This window comes from Alcanivorax sp. NBRC 102024 (assembly GCF_001602235.1).
Taxonomy (GTDB): Bacteria; Pseudomonadota; Gammaproteobacteria; order Pseudomonadales; family Alcanivoracaceae; genus Alcanivorax.
Map to the genome: position 1 here is coordinate 1 of NZ_BDAS01000006.1, position 17,312 is coordinate 17,312.

12 protein-coding genes are annotated in these 17,312 nt (G+C 57.5%); 2 read left to right on the forward strand and 10 right to left on the reverse strand.

Annotated features, from left to right (window positions below):
• Window positions 1-413: 413 nt before the first annotated feature.
• From A0251_RS10715 to A0251_RS10745, 7 genes are all read right to left on the reverse strand, one after another.
• Complete coding sequence (locus tag A0251_RS10715) at window positions 414-2,465, reverse strand: bifunctional UDP-sugar hydrolase/5'-nucleotidase (protein WP_062816845.1); 2,052 nt, start codon at window positions 2,463-2,465, stop codon at window positions 414-416.
• Between the two features lie 177 nt (window positions 2,466-2,642).
• Window positions 2,643-5,003 carry a hypothetical protein gene (locus A0251_RS10720; protein ID WP_156478277.1) on the reverse strand — a complete coding sequence of 787 codons (2,361 nt, stop codon included), beginning with the start codon at window positions 5,001-5,003 and terminating at the stop codon, window positions 2,643-2,645.
• Window positions 5,004-5,135: 132 nt separating this feature from the next.
• A complete protein-coding gene (locus A0251_RS10725) occupies window positions 5,136-5,891 on the reverse strand; it encodes a molecular chaperone (protein WP_062816847.1) in 756 nt (251 codons plus the stop codon).
• Entirely contained in the window at window positions 5,888-6,472 is a 585-nt protein-coding gene (locus A0251_RS10730) for a hypothetical protein (protein WP_156478278.1), read from the reverse strand. Before A0251_RS10730 ends, A0251_RS10725 begins: the two co-directional genes overlap by 4 nt.
• Before the next feature lie 14 nt (window positions 6,473-6,486).
• Window positions 6,487-7,065 (reverse strand): hypothetical protein, encoded by a 579-nt coding sequence (locus A0251_RS10735; protein WP_062816849.1) that lies wholly within the window; start codon window positions 7,063-7,065, stop codon window positions 6,487-6,489.
• A gap of 336 nt (window positions 7,066-7,401) precedes the next feature.
• Window positions 7,402-8,835 (reverse strand): aldehyde dehydrogenase family protein, encoded by a 1,434-nt coding sequence (locus A0251_RS10740; RefSeq protein ID WP_062816850.1) that lies wholly within the window; start codon window positions 8,833-8,835, stop codon window positions 7,402-7,404.
• A 136-nt stretch (window positions 8,836-8,971) separates the two neighbouring features.
• Window positions 8,972-10,612, reverse strand: coding sequence for an acetolactate synthase large subunit (locus tag A0251_RS10745; protein WP_062816851.1), 1,641 nt, complete (start codon window positions 10,610-10,612; stop codon window positions 8,972-8,974).
• 293 nt (window positions 10,613-10,905) lie between these two features.
• Here A0251_RS10745 and A0251_RS10750 point away from each other — a divergent pair, with 293 nt between their 5' ends.
• Window positions 10,906-12,615, forward strand: a complete 1,710-nt coding sequence (locus A0251_RS10750) for an amidohydrolase (RefSeq protein ID WP_062816852.1) — start codon at window positions 10,906-10,908, stop codon at window positions 12,613-12,615.
• Between the two features lie 51 nt (window positions 12,616-12,666).
• On the opposite strand, the gene A0251_RS10755 is transcribed toward A0251_RS10750, so the two are convergent.
• The 3 genes from A0251_RS10755 to A0251_RS10765 all read right to left on the reverse strand — a co-directional run bounded on the left by A0251_RS10755 (window position 12,667) and on the right by A0251_RS10765 (window position 15,220).
• Complete coding sequence (locus tag A0251_RS10755) at window positions 12,667-12,879, reverse strand: hypothetical protein (RefSeq protein WP_035248960.1); 213 nt, start codon at window positions 12,877-12,879, stop codon at window positions 12,667-12,669.
• A gap of 320 nt (window positions 12,880-13,199) precedes the next feature.
• Window positions 13,200-14,390 carry a hypothetical protein gene (locus tag A0251_RS10760; RefSeq protein ID WP_062816853.1) on the reverse strand — a complete coding sequence of 397 codons (1,191 nt, stop codon included), beginning with the start codon at window positions 14,388-14,390 and terminating at the stop codon, window positions 13,200-13,202.
• The gene (locus A0251_RS10765; protein WP_062816854.1) at window positions 14,387-15,220 is read right to left on the reverse strand and encodes a DUF6502 family protein; all 834 of its coding nucleotides are present in this window, start codon (window positions 15,218-15,220) and stop codon (window positions 14,387-14,389) included. The genes A0251_RS10760 and A0251_RS10765 overlap by 4 nt, the downstream gene beginning before the upstream one ends.
• 431 nt (window positions 15,221-15,651) lie before the next feature.
• Here A0251_RS10765 and A0251_RS10770 point away from each other — a divergent pair, with 431 nt between their 5' ends.
• Window positions 15,652-17,298: a hypothetical protein gene (locus tag A0251_RS10770; protein ID WP_062816855.1), complete on the forward strand. Its 1,647-nt coding sequence runs from the start codon at window positions 15,652-15,654 to the stop codon at window positions 17,296-17,298.
• Window positions 17,299-17,312 lie beyond the last annotated feature (14 nt).

Consider the following 17,312-nt stretch of genomic DNA (forward strand, 5'->3'; position numbering starts at 1 on the left):
CCCGATGGCTGCCACATCGCAGGCGTCCGCCAAGGTCACGATGTTGGTCATGGTATTGGTGACGGCGGAGGCATTCATGGAGGTGGCCATCAGGATGGAGCCGAAACTGGCCAGAGAGATATATGTTTTCATCAGAACAAGCTCCTTGTGTACTGTCTTCCATCGTTTCAGTCGGCTGCCGGAGCTCACAGATCGTCCGCCAGTCGTTGTTTTGTACGTATCACTAAAAGCACAAAAACAGTGAACTCTTTCGCAAATAGCATACTGGGATTATTGAATAAAAAGAGTTACAGATTGTTGGTTTGGTATGAATGGTGTTCGGCCAACAAGGGTGCTGTTGTTGTCGATTTTGACGGGGTACAGGCAGGTGTGCCTGGCCGGTCGGAGGCCGGCCAGGGTTGGGGCAGATCGTTTCAGGGAAGTATGGTATCCGTGCGGTGATCCAGATTCTGGATACGCAGGTCCTGATCAGTATCCGTTTCCGCTTGATCGAACGGGTTTTCGGTATCGAAGTGGGCCAGCAGGTATTCCGCCAGGGCGTCCTGTTCGCTGCCCGGGTCGGCAAAGGTGGCCGCATTGCTGCCTTCCGCCGGCAGGGTTTCGCTGTTCAGGTCGAGACGATTCTCCAGCGGAAAGTCGAACGGGTAGCCGTCACCGCCCAGCCCGTTGCCGCCTTCAGTGGCAAGAAAGCCCAGGGTAACCAGCCGGAACGTGCGGTTGGCATCGCCAACCAGGCTGCCGTTTTCGACCACTGTGTCGGCAACGGCACCATTCTCGTCCAGCACCACCAGATTACGAACTCGCTGGCCGGCCTGATCCATGGCATCGCCGTTGAGGGTACTCATGCGGGCCGGTTGTGCCGGATCAAAGCTGAAGCGCAGGCCGGCAACCTGGGGGAACTGACCGGCCACACCTTCCACCCTGGCCACCGCGTGCTCCAGCAGCTGATGCAGTTCCGTGGCGGTTACATCCCCTACGGTGAGGGTGTTGTTGAAGCGCAGGGAGCCTTCCAGATCGAACTGGGAAATGTCACCGCTGGCCTTGCCTGCGCTCTCGTTGGGCGCGGGCGGGAAGAATTCCAGTTCGTCGGCGGAGGTGGAACCGGGCGGAAACGTGAAGTAGCCGATATCGTCACGGATGCCGCCGCCATTCTTGATGGAGACCTGCACGGTGGGGTCATACTCGCGGGCGATCCACAGGTTGGCATCGGCGGTGAGGTTGCCCAGGTTGGTTTCCTGGGTGCGTACCTGGCTGCGGCGGCCGTCCAGATATACGCTGGTGTGTCCCAGGATGTTGCCATCCCGTTCTGCCAGTACCTGATTCAGGGTATCGACGATGGTGGTGATGTCCCCGTTAACGGTGCCTCCTTCAGCCATGGTGGCATCCGCTACGTAGGCGCCGTTGATGGTGTCGTCCAGGCGGTCGGTGAGCAGCACACCATTCTCGTCAAATGCCACTACCAGCCGGCCCAGATACTTGTAGTCGCCATCGGTGTTGACCACCAGCACCGGTTCGTTGCTGGCGGAGCTGAACATCAGCGGATAGGTATCCTGAGCGTTGTCGCCCTCGCGCAGACGGTCGTTGTCGTCGGCCAGCAAGGTGTTGGAGCCGCCGGCGACGATAATATCCACGCCGTCCAGCAGGGTGGCCAGCTCCTTTTCTATGCTGAGGGTCTGCATGTGCGCGAGCAGGATGATCTTGTCGATACCTGCGTCTTGCAGCTCATCCACCGCTGGTTGAATCTCGGCGGCCAGGGCGCTATTCCCGCCAATGGCCGGTTTGATGGTGATGTCGCCGGTGCTGGTGATATTGCCCAATGACGGGGTGGAAGCGCCGACGATACCGATCATCTCACCATTCACTTCCAGGGTACCGAAGCCGGCCAGTGCACCATTGGGCAGGCTGTCCAGGGGCTGGCCGTCCTGCTGAACAAGACCGCTCAGGAATCCATCGGTGGTGAAATCCAGATTGGCGCTCAGGTAAGGAAAGTCGGTGCCGGGGTAGTTGCCGTCCATGCCGATGATGCTGGCGAATTCTTCGGTGCCCCCATCCAGGTCGTGGTTGCCCACCACGCTGGCCTGTACGCCCAGCGCATTGACCAGAGCGATATCCGCGCGGCCATTGCCTGCCACGGCGATGCCGGGCACCGCCGCCAGGGTGTCGTCAGCGGCGGCAAAATAGCGCGGGCCGGGGATGTAGTTGTCGCCGGAACTCAGTACCAGGGTATTGTCCGGGTAATCGCTGCGCAGTTTGTCGAGCACGGCAGAGAAAGGCTCCACGTTCTGCAAAGCACCGGTGGCGCCATCCATGTCGGCAAAGTGCAGCAGTTGCAGGGTATAGGGTGCCGGCGTCTCGCCGCCGTTGTTGTTTGTGTTGCGGTTGTTGTCACTGTCGCCGCCACAGGCTGCCAGTATGGCGGTTGCGGTGGCTGTCAGTGCCCAGCGGGTAATCAGGGGCAGTGCCATAGTCGGGGTCCCGGTGGCTGAATTGGCGCTAGACCCACTAAACCTTTCAGTAATGAATGTAACGTGACGCTTGTGAAACAGTTTTGTGGTGGGCGGGTAGGCTGAGTTATTTATTGCATGCCCTTCAATGGGTTGAAGTGGCTCTGACATGAAGTAAAGAGAAAAGGTGGTGGCTCCCTAGTTAAAAGGATCATTTGGGAGCTCAGAAATGACCAGGTCCTGACCGAATAGAAAATCATTCTCTACCTTGATATTGCGTACCGGGTAGTCACGCCCCGCCAGATTCAGCCTGTATTCGCCTGGTGGAACGCCGTCAATACGGTAATAACCAAACTGATTGGTCCAGACTGTTTTGTAGAAACCAGACTGAGCTGATTTCAATTCAAGACGTATGGGTTTTCCACTATATGCATCGGGAATTCTGACCTGTCCGGCGACACCATACTCAAGCTCCACATCGAAATGTAGCGAAGTGGTGGCCCCTTGTTCGACTTCGACCCAGTAAGCGTGTTTCTTTGGCGTGTACTCAATCGGTAATGCGGCAGGATCCAACCGCACTTTATATGTGCCGGGTCGTATATTTTCTACGGCGAATCTTCCAGGGGATTCCGCTGCCTCCCTGGGTTGTTCATCAAGTAGCAGGCGGAGGTTATCGATTGGGGCCAGTGAGCCATCCGGGAGTCTTACGGTGCCAAAGATGCCGCCTCTCAAGTTCTGGTCTCCGCCAAGCGCAGCAGTGGGGTAAAGCTTGCCGCCACTGGCTTTGAAGTCAGCGGTGATCTCCAGGAAGACGTAGGTGTCAGAGTCGTTGATGTCACCGAAACCGGGAATTTCCGGGGCCACTCTTTCCGTCAGTGATAGGTTTGCGTACAAGCCCGGCAGTATGCGGTGGCGCATATTGACGCGATATCCGGTGCCATTACTTTCATGGATGACGGCCCCTTGCACAAAGAGCCCTTTTCGCCATGGAGAGAACCAGCCGAATCCGGCTTCATCACGTGTATCCTCGTTTTGCCAATGTCGGGATACATAGACTTGCCAAGCCCGCGATATGTCGTAATCCGCGCGAAGAGTATCGGTTGCCTCTTCGTTGACATATTGAAAATGCCAAGGGCGTGAAGGCCGATAATGGGCTTCACTCCGATAGTTGCCGTTAAAGTTTGGGCGAGCGCCAAGGCTCACATAGCGGGAAGGCGAAGTGTAAAAATAGGGGAGCGCAAAGTGGATGTCATCTACGCTATCTTGGCGTTTTCTTGCCAGCAGACCGGCTCGGGTTGTGTTGGCGAACATGCGCCGAGAAGCGTCAAATTGTGCGTTAACACGACGTGTGTCTTCGACGAAGCCCTCCTCTCGTTCGTTCCAGTAGCCTTGCACCTCGTTGGGGCCCCAAACGCCCTGGAAGGACAAGGTGCCGGCGGCGTTTCCTGCTTCATTGGTGTACAAGCTGATCCGGCTCTGCAGGCCGTCCAGCCAGGAAAAAGTGGTGCCACCACCTATATATTTTTCCCCTTGCTGGTCCCTTAGGGTGACGGCTTCCAGGGTGATTCTGTCAGTCAGACCGTAACGGGTATTCGCGAAAGCCGCTTCGCCAGTGTCGGTGTATTCGGTGTCGAGGGCGTTGCCACTGGCGCCTCCCCCGCCCTGGATAGACCACTGGCCGGGGTTGAGCAACTGCGCGCTGGCAAGATAATTCACGCTTTCCCGGCGAATGGGTTCACCGCGTGGATCAAATTCGTAAACCCAGACTTCTAACGAACCGAAACGGCCAAGGTCGGACGGCACCTCAATACGATACTCGCCCTCGAAATCGATTCGGCTGCGGGCAATGGGGTCCCCGTCCAGACGAAGTTCCACGCTGCCACCAAGAGGGCCCTGTCCGCGAATCACTCGCTGGTCTGGGCCAAACGCGGGTTGTAGGGAGGCATTGGACAAGCTACTGACTTCCGGGAGCGTGAAATTGGCAAACTGGAGTTGCACCCCGGTGAACTCGGTGGTGGGTAGCACGGGGTCATATTGAACAGACTGAATCCCTGTCAGGCTCCGATAGTGCTGTCTTTCATAGAGCCAGAAGAGCTCGTTCATACGTTGTTGCCCTGCCTCATTATTGTAGGCAACAGCTCTCCATGGGCCCCTGTTCAAACGGCCTTGCAGGGTCAGCTCATGTTCCTGAAACAGGTCGTCATAGATACCGGTGGTTCGATAATCATAGCGCACTCCATTGAAGGAATTTGGCGGGGAGCGGAAGTCTGGCTCTGGCAATGCCCTGTCAGAGCCGGTGTTGTTCATGCGAACCGGCCAGGGAGGATTGATTTCAAGGGCAACCGTTTTCGGGTTCCAGCTACCCTGAATCTTCAGGTGTGTCTTCAGATCGGAGAGAGACACATAGCCGTTCGGGTTGTTGTCGCTTGAAAGTCTCTCAAGCGGTATTTTGCCCAGCGGGGTGGTCACTGTTCGCGTGTCTTGCTCCAGGCCGATACCGGGTATGAGGAAAAGATCTTCCAGGGAAAGCCAGAGCTCGCCGTTATCCAGCAGTGGCATGATAGCGGCGACCTCATTGCCTCGTACCACCAAGGCGCCGAGAGCAGGAGTGCGCGACGTTTCCGCCAACCCGGGGTTGGAGATCAGAAAAAGCAGCAATGCTGCCGTTATGCTCCCCCGGAATGTTGGCATTTATGGAATCCTGATCTCCATGTTGTGATCAAACTGCTGTGTCTTGTCATAAAAGTGCCCCTGCATGATTAGCTCATAGTCGCCAGGTTTCAGGGGAGGCAGTGGTAAGTATTGCGTCGCTGTTTCTCCGGGCAAGACCGGGCGCTGCGGTAAGGTCAAGTTCAGAGGTTCCTCTAACGGCCCTCCTGCCAGGCGGACTTCCCCAAAAGGTCTGTCGTGGGCGTTGCCCTTGTTGGTAAACAGCAGTGCCAGCCGGTTTGTGTCGGGGTCGAATTTAGCATTGACGAATTCGCCCTCGCGCTCCACAGGGGCGTTATCGGCATAGATGGCTACGCCAAGCCGAAATCGAGCCTTGAGCGACGCAGTCTTTTGATTATCGAATTTTTCCTGTATCCAGAGCATGGCTCGGTGTTCCCCGGCAGCAGGTTTCACCGGTGGACGAATGGCAAAGCGAATGATCTGGCTTTCACCCGGTGCAATGCGCAGCTCGAGTGGGTTGAGAATAATCCACTGATCCAGACTGGACGGGCCGGGAGGGGTGGGGACAACACGGTCGTTTTCCAGGGTCCAGCCAGTGACGCTGGTGGTGGCTTCCAGGGTTCGGTCTGAAAGATTCATGACGGTTAGTGCGTGCGGACGAGGATTGTCCAATTCAACACGGAAAAGATCCGGGGAAACGGCGATCTGGGCGGGGGGGGTCCCCCAAGCCGGGCTGGCGATAAGGGGCAGAAACAGTACCATCCATAACCATTTCATTGCTCAAAAACCTCAATCTGTATGGTGCCATTCACACTGCCGGCACGAGTGAGTCCGGATAAATCCGGAAAGGCGCGGATTCTTCCGCTCACCCGGAAAAAAATTAAAAACACCCGGTTAATGGTAATATCTGTTTCCAGGGTGACGGGAACAAACTGGCCACCAATACTGAGGCCTCCTGTCTGTCCCGATGCTGCCGTCAACTGGTAACGCACAACCAGGTTGTTGCGAACCGGGTTGATCATAATGCAGTTCCAGTCTGAATCGTTGGTGGATATCAAATCCGGGGTGAGCATGGCGACCAGCCCGGAGTAGGCAGAGCCGTCCAGGGTGGTTTCCAGTTCTCCGGGACTGTTAACTACCGTGAAGGAAGAGGGCAAGGCCGGTAGCGAAAGGTCATCGGAGGACAGGCCAAGCTGGGCTGGCGATACCTGCCCGAAATCTACTCCCGCCGGGTTCACCGTCAAGTCGTCGCCCAAGCAGTCAGCGGCGGCAGTCATTGTCCCGGTGAGGCAGGCGAAGCCAAAGAAAAACCGCATGACGATCAGGCGTATGCGGCTTTCCAGAATCCCCCTTATCATCGGCCCGGTCTTATTCAGATATTGGTAGCTTCGACGGTATATTGGGCTCCCGTGAAGTCACCAGCCGAAGTGGCGCCAGACATATCCAGGTCCAGTCTCACGTCGCCGAATTCCGCATTGCTGCTCAGCAAGCCCGGGGAGGAGAAGGTGGTGGTTGCACCAAAGGTAGAACCGTCCGCGCTTACCTGCGGATTGCTAACAGTGATGCTTCCAGAAGGTCCACTTGCGGTGGCGGTATCGAGGGTAATGGCGACCTGTGAGTTACCACTTGTGGAAAGGGAACGGACCGCCCAGGCATTGCGAATGGTGGAGGTGGCAGCATTGATATCCGCGTCAGCCGGTCCCCCTGAAACGTCCACATTGGCATCGTCATCCAGGCTGGTCAGTGTCTTGGCTGCACTATCCTCGAAATCCTGGTCCGCACCACCGAAGTAACTAGCGGGGATTTCAACCGTAATATCGCTGGAGTAGTGAAGGATCACAATACCTGGCAGAGTGAAGGTGACGTCGGTTTGCCCGGTGGCCGCTTGGCTGGCCAGGGGAGCACTGAAAAGTGCCGCGGTCATGGCAGAAGCAGTGAGAAGTTTCTTCATCGTAAGTCTCCTGGCCGGTCTGGGACCGGATTATTGCATATGAGTTTTGTGACGTATGTCGCAGTTTGTTTGTGATCGAGACATTGGCGACTTTCCGCGGGTTAGTAAATAACCAACCCGTAAGAAGTAGTAAAATGCCGATAAACGGAATGTGATTTGGCGTGTGTGGTAGCAAACAGGGTGTGAGTGGTTTGTGAAAACAGGGGCGTCTTGCGTGTATGCGTCCATGACAACACCTGTCACTGGCCGGGCAGGGTAAAATCAGGGGAATGAAAAACGGGCCCGCCATCTTGCGATGACGGGCCCGTGCTCCCTGGTCCAGAGGGAGGTAACCGATCAGGACTGCGGGGTGCGAATCACCAGAAGTCGTTCTTCTGTCATGTCGTTGATGGCCCAGCGGATACCTTCACGGCCCAGGCCGGAATCCTTCACGCCGCCATAGGGCATGTTGTCCACCCGCCAGCTGGGCACGTCGCCGATTACCACGCCGCCCACTTCCAGCTCGTCCCAGGCTTTCTGGGCCTTGTACAGGTCGCGGGTGAAGATGCCGGCCTGCAGGCCGAACTTGGAATCGTTGACGGTGTTCAGGGCATCGTCGAAATCGCTGAAGCGGCTGACCACGGCCACCGGGCCAAAGGCTTCCTCTTCCACGATGTTGGTGCCCTTGGGGGCATTCTCCAGCAGGGTGGCTTCCAGCATGGCGCCGTTGCGCTGGCCGCCCACCAGCAGGGTGGCACCGGCATCCACGGCTTCGTTGATCCAGTTTTCCAGACGTTTGGCTTCGCCTTCGGAGATCACCGGGCCGATAAAGGTGTCTTCGTCCTTCGGATCGCCCATTTTCAGGGCGGCGGTTTTTTCCACCAGCCGGGCTTTCAGTTCGTCGTAGATGGCGTCGTGAATCAGGATGCGCTGGACGCCGATGCAGCTCTGACCGGACTGATAGAAAGCACCGAAGACAATACGTTCCACCGCATCGTTCAGGTCCGCATCCTCATCCACGATCACCGCCGCATTGCCGCCCAGTTCCAGGATCACCGGTTTTTTGCCGGCACGGGCTTTCAGGTCCCAGCCAACATCCGGGCTGCCGGTAAAGCTGAGCAGCTTGAAACGCTCGTCGGTGGTGAACAGGTCGGCGCCTTCGCGATGACAGGGCAAAATGGAAAACGCGCCCTTGGGCAGATCGGTTTCCGCCAGCACTTCCCCGATGATGATGGCGCCGATGGGGGTGCGGCTGGCCGGTTTCAGCACAAAGGGACAACCGGCGGCGATGGCCGGGGCGACCTTGTGAGCGGCCAGGTTCAGCGGGAAATTGAACGGGGAAATAAAGGAGCAGGGGCCGATGGGCACGCGTTTGACCATGCCCCGGTAGCCCTTGGCGCGGGCGGAGATTTCCAGGTTGGGCATCTCGCCATCGATGCGCACGGCTTCTTCGGCGGCCACCCGGAAGGTGTCGATCAGTCGACCCACTTCGCCGCGGGCATCCTTGATCGGTTTGCCCGCTTCGATACACAGGGCCAGGGCCAGTTCGTCGTAGCGCTCTTCAAAGCGTTTCACGCAGTGGTAGAGAATCGCCTGGCGCTCGTAGGGCGCCAGTTTTGCCATGGCGGCGGCGGCCTTGTCGGCGGCGTCGATGGCTTTATCAATGGTGGCCGCATCGGCCATGGCCACCCGGGTGGCTACCTCACCGCTGTACTTGTCGGTGACATCCAGGTCCTGGTTGGCGAAGACCGCTTCGTTGGCCAGGTAATAGGGGTAGGCGTCTTTTAGCATGTCGGTTCCTTAAGGCGTTTCAGTGGGCCATGAGGTTGGGTGCTGTTTGTTTGGCGTCGGATGTCAGACGTCGGACATCCCACGCTTAAATCAAAATCCCGGACGGTGACGTTTGGCCACATCGTCCGGGCTGTGGTCACAACTTGCTGCTCAACTCCCGAATTTCCTGATTGAGAATCCGGTTGTTGTCCGTGTAGTTCACCCGGCAGTCGATGACGTGGACGCCGCCGGTCTGGTAGCACTCTTCCACCAGCGGCGCCAGGCCGGCGGTGGATTCCACTCGATGGCCATAGGCGCCATAGGAGCGGGCATAGTCGACGAAATCCGGGTTGCCGAAGTCCAGGCCGAAGTCCTGGAAATCCATGTCGTTCTGTTTCCACTTGATCATGCCGTAGCCATCATCGCGCAGGATCAGTACCACCAGATCCAGCTTCAGGCGCACGGCGGTTTCCAGTTCCTGGCTGTTCATCATGAAGCCGCCGTCACCGACGATGGCCATCACGCGGCGGTCCGGGTAGACCATCTTGGCGGCCATGCCGGAGGGCAGACCGGCGCCCATGGTGGCCAGGGCGTTATCCAGCAGTACGGTGTTGGGTTTGCTGGCCGGATAGTTGCGGGCGAACCAGATCTTGTACATGCCGTTATCCAGGGTGAGGATGCCATCCTCCGGCATGATCTTGCGGATCTCGTCCACCAGTCGTTGCGGGCGGATCGGGAAGCTGTCGTCCTGGATACCTTCGCGGATGTGTTTCTGCAGGGCATCGCGGATGCGGTGGAAGTCGGAGAAGCTCCAGTGCTCCTGGGGATCCAGACGTTCCTTGAGCTGCCACAGGCTGTTGGCGATGTCGCCCACCACTTCAATCTGCGGGAAGTACACCGGGTCCACCTGGGCAGAGTTGAAGTTGATGTGAACCACTTCGGCACCGCCGGGGCGCATGAAGAACGGCGGTTTTTCCACCACGTCGTGGCCCACATTGATGATCAGGTCGGCCTGGTCGATGGCGCGATGTACGAAGTCGCCGTCGGACAGGGCTGTGTTACCCAGGAAGTGCGGGCCGGTTTCGTCGACCACGCCTTTGCCCATCTGGGTGGTGATTACTGGAATGCCCAGCTTTTCCACGAACTGGCGCAGCATCTTGCTGGTCAGCTTGCGGTTGGCGCCGGCGCCAGCCAGCAGTAGCGGCTTGCGGGCACCCTGGATCGCTTCGATGGCCTTGCAGATGGCCTTGTCTTCGGCAATCGGGCGGCGGGTGGCGCTGGGCTCGGTGACCGGCATGGTGGAGTGTTCGCGGGCGATATCTTCCGGCAGCTCCAGGTGGGTGGCGCCGGGGCGCTCTTCCTGGGCCAGGCGGAAGGCCTCGCGGATGCGGGTGGGGATACTGTCGCCGCTGACTACCTGTTTGGTGAACTTGGTGAGCGGGCGCATCATGTCGACCACATCAATGATCTGGAATTGCCCCTGTTTGCTGGTTTTGATCGGCTTCTGGCCGGTGATCATGACCATGGGCATGGCGCCCAGCTGGGCGTAGGCGGCGGCGGTCACGAAGTTGGTGGCGCCGGGACCCAGGGTGGACATACAGACACCGGCCTTGCCGGTGAGGCGCCCATAAGTGGAGGCCATAAAGCCGGCGGCCTGCTCGTGACGGGTGATCACCAGTTTGATTTTCGAGCCGCGCAGGGACTCCAGCAGGTCCAGGTTTTCTTCACCGGGAATGGCGAAGACATGCTCCACCCCTTCAGCTTCCAGGGCGCGAACGAACAAATCTGATGCTTTCATGGTGCGTTGTCTCCAGTTGATCCCGCTATGGATTTCGATTCTCAGCGGGAGTCCACGATGCGTGGCTGTCAAAATTCACCGCGGTTAATGCAAGGATGGTGCCGCATTTTCCTCATGCTGGTGCAGGAAAATTGCCTTAAATTAGTGCGCCAGCTGCATGGCGAGCTTCACTATAGCGCGCCCGGGCCCGGAACAGGTATGCGGTAATCTGATCTGTTTCATTAACAAATGTGATATTCGCGCTTGAGGCTGCCGTCAGCTCACGGCAGAGTCAGCGCAAAGGAGCGATCACTATGAAAAAAGTCTGGATTATCGGTGCGTTGTCCCTGCTTGCGCTGCTGGTGGTGGCCGTGGCGGGAGTGCATCGCTGGTTCAATCCGCCGCCGCCGCCTGTGCAGCTGTTCACCAACGGTACCATCCTGACCATGGACCCGGGCAATCCCCGTGCGGATGCCATGTTGGTCAAGCGCGGTGAGATTGTTGCCCTTGGCGCCAGTGATACCTTGCGTGATCAGGTCAGTCGCGATGTGCGTGTGGTCGATTTGCAAGGCGGGGTGCTGATGCCCGGCTTTATCGAGGCCCACGGCCATTTCCCGGGCGAAGGGTTGTCGGCGGTGGCGGTGGATGCCAACAGTCCGCCGATTGGAGACCTGGACAGTATCGCCACCCTGCTGGAACGGCTGCGCACCCTGTCTCAGCGACGTCTTGACGGGGCGCTGCTGGCCTACGGATTTGACGATACCACCGTGAGTGATCAGCGTTATCCCACCCGGGCCGAGCTGGACACGATCAGCGACACCCGGCCGATCATGGTGCTGCATATTTCCGGCCATTTGGGCGTCGTCAATTCGGCGGCCCTGAAGGCCATGTCCATTAGTGAGAATGTTGAGGATCCACCCGGCGGTTATTATGGCCGTGATGATGACGGCCGCCTCAATGGTCTGTTGGCGGAGACCGCGTTTAATCCTGTCCGTGCCAATATCCTGAAACTGTCAGCCATTGACGGCTACCGGGTCATGCGCCGGGCGTCCCGGTTGTATCTGTCGCGGGGAATTACCTTCGCCCAGAATGGCCTGGCTGATACCACCACCATCAAGGCGCTGGTACCCGCATTACGGTTCGGGTTGATTCCCTTGCGACTGAGCGTCTGGCCGGAAGCCGCTGCGGAGGAGGCACGCAAGGACGGCCAGTGGACTCTGCCTGAGGGGGAGCGGATCCATCTGGGGCCGGTGAAACTGGTCAGTGATGGTTCCCTGCAGGGCTATACCGGCTTTCTGGAGGAACCCTATTACAGGGTGCCCGACGATCATCCGCCGGAATACCTGGGCTTTCCCAATCAGTCTCCACAGCAGCTTGCCCGGCAGGTGGTGCAGTTCCACTGTGCCGGCAGGCAGACCGCGATCCATGCCAATGGCGATGCGGCCATTACCATGAGCCTGGACGCGGTGGCGCAAGCGCGTAAGCAGTGCCCGGAAGTGGCAGTGCAGCCGGTGTTGATTCATGCACAGATGGCCACCAGGGACCAGTTGGCCCGCATGCAGGCGCTGGATGTGATTCCGTCGTTCTTCAATAACCATGTGTACTACTGGGGCGATCGCCACCGGGATCTTTTCCTGGGGCCGGAGCGGGCTTCCCGGATCAGCCCGCTGGCGGAAGCCGCCGAGCAGGGGCTGCGTTTTACCCTGCACGCGGACTCACCGGTGGTGCCGTTTCAACCGTTGCAGCTGGTCTGGAATGCGGTCGAACGGCGCACCGCCTCCGGCGACTTGCTGGGGCCGCAGCAGGCGATTTCCGTGGAACGGGCTCTGCAGGCGGTGACCGTGGATGCCGCCAGGCAGTTGGGTGTGGACGATCGGGTCGGGCAATTGCGCACCGGCATGCGCGCTGACCTGGTCTGGCTGGATCGGGATCCGCGGGAATTTATCGGTGACTGGTCGTCTATCCAGGTGCGAGGAACCTGGGTGGATGGGGTACGCCGTTATCCGGAAAGGATCGCGGAGTAGGGGGTGAGTGGGGCCATCGATGCGGCCCCTGTCACTTCAGGCTGAGTGGAACTAGTGCCAGGTCCCTTCCAGGTTCTCGCACTGTTCCAGGAATTCCTCGGCGCTCATTTCAACCGTGTACGGGTCCAGGTGTGAGGCCACCTGTTCTTTCAGCTGCCCGACCACCTTGGACATGACTGTCAGGGTTTCTTCTACCTGTTCAATCGTTTCCAACAGGTCTTCGGCTTCTTGCTGGTAATCATCTCTGTCGTCGTAATCGCTCATGCGAAGCCTCCTGCAGTTGGGATGAGCCTGTGTTGCCCTGTTCAGGCTCTACTCCATGTTGCCAACGATGCCGGCACAAAACAAACGGGAAATCTCCGGGGTTGGTGAAAGTTTCGCCACTCAGGACAGGTGGTCATTGTCCTTTCGTTAACGGTTCGGCCCGGCGGGTTGTCGAGTGTGTCGCTCCCGTCGCGGACAAGGTTGGTGATACTGAGGGATAAAACGTCAGGTGATCTGGAGGGCCTCAGGGGGCGCGCAGGGCGCTCCAGAATGGCAGGGGTGCCAGCCAGGTTGGCTGACACCGCAAGCCGATGCGTTGTTCAGGGCACCACAAAATCCGTTTGTGCCCACAGGCTGAGCTGACCATCGTCATGGCTCTTTCTGACCCGGAAGTAGCGGGTGCCGCTGCCCAATGAGGCGTGCTCAATCTCATAGTAGTTACGCTGCCAGTCTTGCAGGGAGACGATGGGGGATGAGAAGTCGGCGTTGTCATCAATCTGCAGATCGTAGGAAAAGCCCTGTGCGTTGACGATTTCTGCCTTGTGCTTTGGGTTTGAGCAATCAAGGTTCATGTCAAAGCAAAAACGTTGAGAGAAAGACGCCGGATTTGAAGCGTCTGTAAACGTCGTCAGGTTGGACGGCGGAACCAGCCCCGGGGTGACGGCTTCAATGACATCGCCGACGGGGGCGATGGTTTCGCCAATCAAGACAGCTTCCAGATTTTGCTGGATTGATGCGGCATCCAGCCGGCCATTGGCTTCCTGCAAGGAAAGCAGGGTGGCATCATCGATCGGCTTATCGTTGAGAATATCTGCCCGTAATGTGCTGAGTAGGGTGCTCATTGAGTATTGCGGCTCTTCCACACGTCTTTCATTGACGGCCTCGCTGAACAGAGAAGATATATAAAGAGAGTAGGCATTGTCCCCGGAAGTGGTCCCGGTGCTATTGGCGATGTTCATGTTAATGAAAGGCTGGCTGGTCGGGATGTCCCCGGTCACTGCGGCCAGCAGGGTTTTCACTCGGGTTTCTGCTGCACTGCTGGCTTGCTCGTAGCTGTTACCCTGGTTGATCAGTTCGACCATCAAATCGTGGCTCAGTAGCGTCAAAGCGTTCACGAAAATGTTGGCCTGCTGTTCCGGGTCCTTGTTCACCAAGGCTTTGAGATTGACCGTCTCTTCGGAGTAAGTCGCGTCAGTTTCATCGTAGAATCGACCGCTGACCGCAACGGAAAGCAGGCCCGGTTCCACCTCAAGAATGAAATCTCCAAGATTGGCCTGGACTTGGGAGCTGGCGATAATCGAGCTGGAATCGCCCTCGATCTTGAGGACATTCACCTCGCTATCCTGAATAAAGGGGCCTTTGTAGGCGGAGCCTGCAAGGGAAGACTTGCTGCTCCCATTGCCTGTGCCCGATATCCCGCCGTCATTGCTGGCAGCATTGTAGGATTCCCCGCCGCAGGAAAGCAGCAGAGCAACGAGAAGAAAGAAAGCGAGTTGGGTGATCTTTTTCATTGCTCTGAGCCTGAGTCCATGGGTTCTTCAAAATAATAGATGCCAACGCCCGCCCGGTATTGCGGCTGACCGGTATCCTCCTGGTGGTCAATTTCCCGGTCCAGCCATCGATCAAGCTTCTGTAAAAGCTCCAGGCTGTCCGCTTCAATCAGCACCTTTAACTTGGCTATTACCTCGGGGTTGACCCGGTTATAGGCAACGCTCAGCTGAAGGCGGGAGGTTTTTCCCTGTTGTTCAATGTTGTAAGTGCTGGTGTTGAGCAGGTCGTGAGCGGCCTGTCCCATCAGGAAAAGCAGCTCTTCATTGTCTTCGTGGGGAATATAGCTGGTGTCTTTCAGGGTCACGGTGTCGTCGTCATGGAGATCAACCAGCCCCGACTGTTCCAGTTCTCCCAGCACGGTAACGACAGTGACATCGCCACAATACTGGTGAACCAGGCTTTCAAGGCTGGTGCCATCGCCGTAAAGGGGAAGTGCCTTCGGGTTGCCGTTTTCATCACAGTAAAGCGCTTCTTTCTGCCAGGCATTAATGGCTCTGACAGCCCGATTGGTTCGCTTGGTCTGTTGTTGCAGCAGGGCGTCCATGTCCTGATTGAGCTTGCGCAGCCGTGCGGTTTCCTTGCGGTCCAGACCCGTTAGGAGGGCAATCCGCGATGTGCTCTGCTTCTTGCCTGCAATGGTGAAGTCTTCCGCTTCTTCCACATAGAGAGCCTTGAGCCAAAGATAGAAGTCATTCACTGAGATCCCGCGTTTGATCGCCATCCGCACAAGCGGACGCATCAGCTTGCGAACCGCTTTGTGAAACCCTGTGTTGGATGAGGTGCCGGACATTGGATACTAACCAGGTGCTGAAGATGAATTTCTGCGGCGCATTTTTCCCCGTGCGGGCTGCCTTACCCTCTGGGCGTTGCTGTCGGGCCAGCAGCCGCAGTATGCCCGCGGCTCTTCGGGCGAGGCAGTATATCTCATAATCCTGTCCCCTCCTTTCGCAGCCTGGCCCGGCTCGGGCCTTGATTCACCGAACACGTCCCAATGTACAGCAATCCCGCTATCCGCATGATGGTGAAATGTAAAATATGGGATATAAGGCCCATATTATATTGAGTCGCCTTCAACGGTAACGCGGCAAGGAATGAAGTGCAACATCCTGTAATTCCGTGATTTTTTTCATCATAAAGATCATTTTACGACCATTATTGGCTGATTTTTAACCCGCCAAAAAAGTGTGCGCAGGGAGGAGTGTTCTGATAGATTTCCTATAAATGGGAAAATTAACCCAAAAAAAGGAAGAGGGATTGATTATGAAAGCGTGGTATTTGCTAGGTGCGGCACTGTTTCTGACGGCATGCGGTGGCGGTGGCAGTAGCGGTAGTGGCGGAGGCGGTGGTGGCAGTACACCTGCGGCGCTTTACGGTGTCGGTGGCACCGTAACGGGCGCGGTCAACCCGGGGCTGACTCTGGAAAACAATGGCGGCGACAGCCTGCCAGTGGCGGGCACAAGCTTTGAGTTCGGCACCGAGTTGGCCGACGGTGCAAGCTATGCGGTCACCGTTGCCGAGCACCCGAATCAACAGCTCTGTTCTCTGACCAATGCCAGTGGCGTCGTCGCCAGCGCGGATGTCGACAACGTTGAGGTGCTGTGCCGTTACTGGCGCACGGCGGCATTGATCGAAAGCGGTAGTGCCGGGCATGCGGAGTCCCCTCAGGTAGCCTTTGATGGCAGCGGAAACGCTATCGCTGTGTGGCAGCAATCTGATGGTAGCCACACAAACATCTACACCAACCGCTACACGGCCAGCACCGCCAGTTGGGGTACAGAAGAGCTGATCGAAAGTAGTGCGGGGGCTGCGGTTGTGCCGCAAATCGCCGTTGATAGCGCCGGTAATGCCATCGCTGTTTGGAGCCAGGATGATGGCGCAAACTATAATATTTACGCCAATCGCTACACGGCCAGCACAGGTAACTGGGGCACGGCAGAGCTGATTGAAAGCAATAGTGTGGGAAACACGATTTCCCCGCAAATTGCCGTTGATAGTAACGGCAATGCCATCGCGGTGTGGCAACAATCCGATGGTATAGACGAAAGTATTTACGCCAATCGCTACACAGCCAGTACGGATAGCTGGGGTACAGCAGAGCTAATCGAAAGCGGTAATAACGGGCAGGCCGTTCAGCCACAAATCGCTTTTGATAGCGCCGGCAATGCCATTGCTGTTTGGAGCCAGAGCGATGGTGGGCTCAGCAATATCTATGGCAACCGCTACACAGCTGGCGCGGGTTGGGGCACAGCAGAACTGATTGCAACCGGCGATGCCGACAATGCCGACCGCCCGCAAATTGCCATTGACAGTAACGGCAATGCCATTGTGGTGTGGCGCGAACTCTCCGCTTTGGGTGCAAAGGTGAGCATCTACGCCAGTCGCTACACGGCGAGCACGGATAGCTGGGGTACGGAAGAGCTGCTCGAAAACAGCGACGACGGGCATGCTTCTGACCCACAAATCGCCATTGATGACGACGGCAACGGGGTGGCCGTGTGGTGGCAGAGAGATAGCGCAAACCTGCGACACATTTACTCCAATCGGTATACGCCGGGTGCGGGTTGGGGTACCGAGGAGCGGATAGAAAGCAGCGATCAGGGACACTCGCACTTCCCGCAAATTGCCATTGATGGTGAGGGCAATGTGATTGCCGTGTGGTCTCAGAATGATTTGGTAAGCAGTGGCCTCCTCTATGCCAATCGCTATACGGCCAACACGGGCAGTTGGGGCACGGAGGGGTCGATTGGAAACGGCAATGGCAGCGTGCTCCAGGCACAAGTCGCCATTGATGGTGACGGTAATGCCATAACCGTGTGGCGACAATCCGATGGTACTTATCTGAGTATCTACGCCAACCGTTTTGAATGATCAATAAAGGTGAT

Bases quoted from the DNA above. Each gene is read 5' to 3' on its own strand.
- A0251_RS10715 (WP_062816845.1), bottom strand. From the start codon at position 2,465: ATGGCACTGCCCCTGATTACCCGCTGGGCACTGACAGCCACCGCAACC.
- A0251_RS10755 (WP_035248960.1), bottom strand. From the start codon at position 12,879: ATGAGCGATTACGACGACAGAGATGATTACCAGCAAGAAGCCGAAGAC.
- A0251_RS10720 (WP_156478277.1), bottom strand. From the start codon at position 5,003: ATGCCACTGCTGGATAACGGCGAGCTCTGGCTTTCCCTGGAAGATCTT.
- A0251_RS10725 (WP_062816847.1), bottom strand. From the start codon at position 5,891: ATGAAATGGTTATGGATGGTACTGTTTCTGCCCCTTATCGCCAGCCCG.
- A0251_RS10765 (WP_062816854.1), bottom strand. From the start codon at position 15,220: ATGTCCGGCACCTCATCCAACACAGGGTTTCACAAAGCGGTTCGCAAG.
- A0251_RS10770 (WP_062816855.1), top strand. From the start codon at position 15,652: ATGGGAAAATTAACCCAAAAAAAGGAAGAGGGATTGATTATGAAAGCG.
- A0251_RS10760 (WP_062816853.1), bottom strand. From the start codon at position 14,390: ATGAAAAAGATCACCCAACTCGCTTTCTTTCTTCTCGTTGCTCTGCTG.
- A0251_RS10735 (WP_062816849.1), bottom strand. From the start codon at position 7,065: ATGAAGAAACTTCTCACTGCTTCTGCCATGACCGCGGCACTTTTCAGT.
- A0251_RS10730 (WP_156478278.1), bottom strand. From the start codon at position 6,472: ATGATAAGGGGGATTCTGGAAAGCCGCATACGCCTGATCGTCATGCGG.
- A0251_RS10750 (WP_062816852.1), top strand. From the start codon at position 10,906: ATGAAAAAAGTCTGGATTATCGGTGCGTTGTCCCTGCTTGCGCTGCTG.
- A0251_RS10740 (WP_062816850.1), bottom strand. From the start codon at position 8,835: ATGCTAAAAGACGCCTACCCCTATTACCTGGCCAACGAAGCGGTCTTC.
- A0251_RS10745 (WP_062816851.1), bottom strand. From the start codon at position 10,612: ATGAAAGCATCAGATTTGTTCGTTCGCGCCCTGGAAGCTGAAGGGGTG.